Annotated in this window: 2 protein-coding genes; both read right to left on the reverse strand. The window is 63.5% G+C overall.

Annotated features, from left to right (window positions below; genetic code table 11):
* Positions 1–1139: DUF882 domain-containing protein (locus tag EOC93_RS33150; RefSeq protein ID WP_127206717.1), on the reverse strand; the 1139-nt coding region annotated here is incomplete at its 3' end.
* Positions 1140–1517: 378 nt separating this feature from the next.
* The gene (locus tag EOC93_RS33155) at positions 1518–3056 is read right to left on the reverse strand and encodes a sigma-54 dependent transcriptional regulator (protein ID WP_127206718.1); all 1539 of its coding nucleotides are present in this window, start codon (positions 3054–3056) and stop codon (positions 1518–1520) included.
* Positions 3057–3087: the final 31 nt, after the last annotated feature.

Here is a 3087-nt window from a genome sequence, read left to right on the forward strand (position 1 = left end):
GGGTGGGCCATGCGAAGGGGGGCGCTTGCCGGCGCTGGCGCGGTGGCCGCCGCCTGTTCGGTGGTAGCGGTGGCAACCGCCACGCCGAACGGAACGTTTTCGGGCGGCTGGGCGCCGACATCGGTCTTCGGACGCGGGGCGAAATCAGGCAGCGGAATGCTGCGCGCCGGCAGCGCTGCGATGATCGTTTCCGGCGTGTCCTCCTCCGGTTCCGGAGCAGGCGCATCGGCGATTTGCGGGATTTCGGCGCGCTTGGCATCCTCAGGCGACACGATGGCAATGCCCGCAAGCTTGCTGTCCTTGGCGACCGGCGCCGGCTTCGCGTTCGTAGGTTTCACGGTCTTTGGCTTCGGCGCCGGCGCGGCTGCCACATCGGCGCTGTCATCCGCCTCGTCTTCACCGCCGCCGAAGAAAGCCGCCAGCAGACCGCCGGATCTTTTGGAACCGCCACCTGCGCTGGCCAGTTCAATAGCGGGGCTGCCGGCGCCCTTGCGCGACTTGTAGGAGGCGAGCGCCTGTGAATAGCCGGGCAGCGGCTTGCCGTCGCTCGGCACGTGCAGCGTCTTGCCATTGGGGAACACGCGCGCCAGCTCCTGGCGGCTGATGCCCGGCCAGTGGCGCACATTGCCGACATCCATGTGGACAAAGGGCGAGCCGGACGACGGATAGTAGCCGACGCCGCCGCCCTGCATCCGCAGACCGATGTCGCGCAGTTTCTTCAGCGGCACACCGGGAATGTAAAAGTCCATCGCCTTGCCGAGCATATGCTGGCTTTTCTTGGCGACGCCCCTGCTGCGACTGCGCAGCATCGAGTTCGTGGACGACGAGCGATAACCGCACACGACCTGGATATAGTCGCGGGCGCCGCTCTGCCGGTAAGCCTCCCAGACCAGGTCCAGCAGGCGCGGATCCATCTTGGTCGGCTCGTTGCGGCGCCAGTCGCGCAGGATGACGTTGATCTTTTTCAGACCCGCCTGGTCGTAGCGGCCGCCGCGCTTGAAGACGATCTCCGCCTTCTCTTTGGTGTGGAGGTTATAGAGTTTCAGCGAACGTGTCTGGGCGCTGGCCCCGGTCGCAGCCGCTGCAAGGAAGCCAAAGGCGAGAATCACCGCTGCCAGCCATCTCGGCCAGACGCTCATGTGATAGTGCCGCCCGTTTGTGTGTCGTTCGACTTTGTTCAAATCAAAAGGCCTTGCAGGCTGCCGTTTGTCCCCGGATTTGACCAACGGATGCGATGATGTTCGCATCCGAATATCGATCCTAATGGTTAATCATCGCTTATTGAAGCCGAAATGCGGTAACACCGTGGCGATATCCCGTCAAAAATATTGCGCAGGGTTTCTTGGTAAACTGCTGGTTTAGATCATGTTTCGGGCTTTGCCATGAACACGATCTGTTACCGGCCGCCTTAATGCGTGAACACTGCCGCAAGCATGCCGTCTGACGCGCGTCACGCCCTCATCGATGATGTCAAACGTCCTGATGCCGGGCTGGCAAGCTGGTTCGAACTTACTTTGTCAGGAAGCAAGCCGGTCGACACGGCCTGTTTCCGGATCGATGCCGTATTCCTTGAGCTTCCTGTAGAGCGTCGAGCGGCCGATGCCGAGGCGGCGGGCAACTTCGCTCATCTGGCCGCTGTAATGGTCGATGGCGAGCTTGATCATTTCGAGTTCGACATCGGCCAGCGCGCGTACATTGCCGCGTTCGTCGAGCGCCCGCAGCGTGCCGAAGCGGGGCTGCGGACTGGCCGGCGGATCGAGCTCGGTCGCAGCGATGCCGTTATTGGCCGGCGCGTCCTCGCCAAGCGGCCCGATGATCAAAGGCGATGCGGGAGGCAACGCGTCATGCGCATCGAGGTTGACGGTGCCCACGACCTGCGCCCGGATCTGCGGAAACTCCTCCTCGGTCAGCACGTCGCCTTCACAAAGCACCGAGGCCCGGAAGACGGCGTTTTCCAGCTGCCGGATGTTTCCCGGCCAGTCATAGGCCTGCAGCATGGCGAGCGCCGCGGCCGAAATGCCGTGCAGACGGCGACGTGGATCGGTGGGCGCAACCTTCTCCAGGAAGTGCTCGACCAAATACGGGATGTCGTCGCGACGATCGCGCAGCGGCGGCACGAAAATCGGATAGACGTTCAGCCGGTAGAACAGATCCTCGCGGAACTTGCCGTCCTTGACCTGCTGCAGAAGATTGCGGTGCGTCGCCGAGATCAGCCTGATGTCGACCCTGACGGTCGAACGCCCGCCGACCGGATCAACCTCACCGTCCTGCACGGCGCGCAACAGCTTGACCTGCACGTCGAGCGGCAGGTCGCCGATCTCGTCGAGGAAGAGCGTGCCCGAATGCGCCTCGACGAACTTGCCGGTGTGTTTTTCGGTGGCGCCGGTGAACGAGCCTTTCTCGTGGCCGAACAGGATCGATTCGACCAGATTGTCGGGAATGGCACCGCAATTGACGGTGACGAAGGGTTTTGAGCGGCGGTCGCCGCTGCCTTGGATGGCGCGCGCCACCAGCTCCTTGCCGACGCCGGATTCGCCCTCGATAAGGATCGGGATGTTGGACGCGGCCGCCTTCTGGCCGAGGCGGATCACCCGGTCCATCGCCGGGCTGTGCGTGATCATGTCCTTGAAGGTCAGATGGCCACCGCGCCGCCGCGACGTGCGCTTCACTTCGCCCTCGACCGCCTCGACTTTGAGCGCATTGCCGATCGATGCCTGCAGCCTGTCGGGAGAGGCCGGCTTGACGACGAAATCGAAGGCGCCATGACGCATGGCCGAAACGACGGTCTCGATGCCACCCTGGGCGGTCTGCACGATGACCGGAACATGGATGCCGCGCTCGCGCATCGCCTTCAGCACGCCAATGCCATCGAGGCCCGGCATGACAAGGTCGAGGATGACCACCGACACGTCGCGCGCATTCGGCCCGTCGAGCGCGTCGAGACCCGCCTCGCCGCCATCCGTGATGATCGCGCTGTGGCCGAATTTCGTCACGGCCGCCTCGAGCAGCCTGCGCTGCACGGGATCGTCATCGACTATGAGTATGGAACCTGTCATGACTGGTTCAACTCTGCCCGCCCAATATGCC

Source organism: Mesorhizobium sp. M6A.T.Ce.TU.002.03.1.1 (assembly GCF_003997275.1).
Lineage (GTDB): Bacteria > Pseudomonadota > Alphaproteobacteria > Rhizobiales > Rhizobiaceae > Mesorhizobium > Mesorhizobium mediterraneum.

Bases quoted from the DNA above. Each gene is read 5' to 3' on its own strand.
- EOC93_RS33155 (WP_127206718.1), bottom strand. From the start codon at position 3,056: ATGACAGGTTCCATACTCATAGTCGATGACGATCCCGTGCAGCGCAGG.